Annotated in this window: 3 protein-coding genes; all 3 read right to left on the bottom strand. The window is 61.8% G+C overall.

Annotated features, from left to right (window positions below; genetic code table 11):
- Positions 1–115: 115 nt before the first annotated feature.
- The gene (locus AC07FD_RS37730) at positions 116–586 is read right to left on the bottom strand and encodes a MaoC family dehydratase (protein ID WP_478353949.1); all 471 of its coding nucleotides are present in this window, start codon (positions 584–586) and stop codon (positions 116–118) included.
- Positions 583–1,053 (bottom strand): MaoC family dehydratase, encoded by a 471-nt coding sequence (locus tag AC07FD_RS37735; RefSeq protein ID WP_478353950.1) that lies wholly within the window; start codon positions 1,051–1,053, stop codon positions 583–585. The genes AC07FD_RS37730 and AC07FD_RS37735 overlap by 4 nt, the downstream gene beginning before the upstream one ends.
- A 124-nt stretch (positions 1,054–1,177) precedes the next feature.
- Positions 1,178–2,152, bottom strand: coding sequence for a magnesium/cobalt transporter CorA (gene corA / locus AC07FD_RS37740; protein ID WP_478353951.1), 975 nt, complete (start codon positions 2,150–2,152; stop codon positions 1,178–1,180).
- Positions 2,153–2,412: the final 260 nt, after the last annotated feature.

Consider the following 2,412-nt stretch of genomic DNA (forward strand, 5'->3'; position numbering starts at 1 on the left):
GCAAGCACCCGGTCCGTGGCACCCACACTTTCGCAGATTCGATACACACAAAGGGTGTTCCAGGGAGCACCGACGTCTTCTCCCACAACAAGGGGAGAAGGGAAGAGCGCCGGGCTTACTCCACCTTCACCAGCACTGCGCTTTCGAACTCCAGCACCTTGTCGCCGGTCGAATCGAAGGCCTCGGCACGCAGCGCCAGCAGCCGCCAGCCGGGGCGTGAGGTGATCGGGCGGTGGGAAAGTGCCGTACGCGTGAAGGTGATCGTTTGCCCGGCATAAACCGGCTTCAGCCATTTCAGGTTCTTGAAGCCGGGCGAGGGGCCGAATTCCGGCACCGGGCCGGGGCCGCTCCACGCGGCGATCTCGGCGTCCATGCGGCTTTCCAGATTGAGTTTCATCCAGGTCGCGGCGGTGTGCCAGCCGGACGCGCAGAGCCCGCCGAGCACGCTCTTCTTGGCGGCTTCCTCGTCGATATGGAAAATCTGCGGGTCGTATTTTCTGGCGAACGCCTTGATCGCCTCGGGCTCGAATGTGTGCGAGCCGAGCGTAACGGTGGTGTCGATGCGGAAGAATTCGTCCAGTGTCATGCGGGGCTCCCCGCAGCATCGCGCGTGAGGAACATGACGGAGTTTTCGAGCTCGAAGACGCTTTCGCCGCGCTGGTTGAACATCTCGCTGCGCATCGTCACGAAACCGAGCTGCGGCTTCGATTTGGAGAGGCGTTTGGCAACAACGACGAGGCTGCCGGTAAGCATGTCGCCGGCCAGAACCGGCTTCTTCCATTTGACCTGATCGACGCCGGGCGCGCCCTGGCAGGTGGAGTCCAGCAGGAAGGCGTCGCACAGCATGCGCATGAATATGGCGCAGGTGTGCCAGCCCGACGCCGCCAGCCCGCCAAGGATACTCGCCTTGCCGGCTTCCTCATCGAGATGCATCGGCTGTGGGTCGAATTCCGTGGCGAATGCAATGATCTCGGCGGCGCTCACCAGCTTGCTGCCGAGGTCGAGCGATACGCCCTCGACGAAGTCCTCATAGGCCCAGGTTTTTGCAGTCATGGTCTGGTATCCGGTTCATAGACCCACGATTTCGGATCGGGGTTTCCGGATGCAGGCAGGGCGCCGTTTGGTCAAGAGATTTCTATAGCGCCACGTCGCGGCCGAATAAGCTTTGGCGGACGGGTCAAAGCCAGCCGCGGCGGCGGAAATACCAGAAGGGCAGGATCGCCGACAGGATCATCAGGCCGATGGCGAAGGGATAGCCGAGCTGCCATTTGAGCTCGGGGATGATGTCGAAATTCATGCCATAGATCGAAGCCACCAGCGTCGGCGGCAGGAAGATGACGGCGGCGACCGAGAAGATCTTGATGATGGCGTTCTGCTCGATCGAGATCATGCCGAGCGTGGCATCGAGCAGGAAGCTGATCTTCTGCGACAGGAAGGTGGCGTGGTCGGCGAGCGACAGCACGTCGCGCGACAGCGTCTTGATGCGCGCCTTGGTGTCCTTGCTCATCTTGGTCCGGGTCGAGGCGTGGGCGAAGAAACCGGCCAAGCGCTGCAGCGAGATCAGGCTGTCGCGGATCGAGGAGGCGATGTCCTCCTTGCGGCCGATGGCTTTCAGGAGTTCCTGGAAATCGCGATTGCGCTTGGAAACCTTGGTCGACGGCGCCTCGAAGATATCGCGCGAAATCGCCTCGATGTCGCGGCCGGCGCGCTCCAGGATATCGGCGAGGCGATCGACGATTGCCTCCAGCAACCCGATGAGGATGGTGTCGCCGCTGGTGCAGCCGGTCGCCACCTTCTCGGCGCGCTGCGGAAAGGTCTTGAATGCCTTCGGTTCGTGATAGCGCACGGTGATCAGCCTGGTGCCGGCGAGCACGAAAGTGACCGGCGACATCAGCGGATCGTCGACCTCTGTCTGGGCGGGCAGGGTGGCGGTCATGAAGTAGGCGCCGTCCTCGACATAGAGGCGGCTCGAAATCTCGATCTCCTCCATCTCCTCGCGCGTCGGAATGGCGACGCCGAGCCAGCTTTCGATTGCCACTTCCTCTTCCCTGGTCGGGTTGAGCAGGTCGGCCCAGACGACGTTCTCGCCGTTTGCCAGGAGATCGTCGATGACGCGCAGGCGGTCATTGTCCACGACGAAGGCCTTGATCATCGCCGGGTCTCCCTTGTTGGGGCCAGGGTGCGTTCGGATTGAAGCTCGTGTCGGATGGCACGGCGGTCCGGCGCGTGCACCTGCCGCTTAGTCCTGTGGCGTGACAAAATCAAGACAAGCAACTGGCGGGCGAATGACTCCGGCGGCTGCGAAGAACTCTTAGTGTCTGCTCCAAAAAGAAGTGAGTGATTTCAGCGGGTTGTGATTCAGTCGGATTGCTGAGATTCGACGGAGATCATGATGCCCTGGACCGAAACCAC

Source organism: Mesorhizobium waitakense (assembly GCF_056431085.1).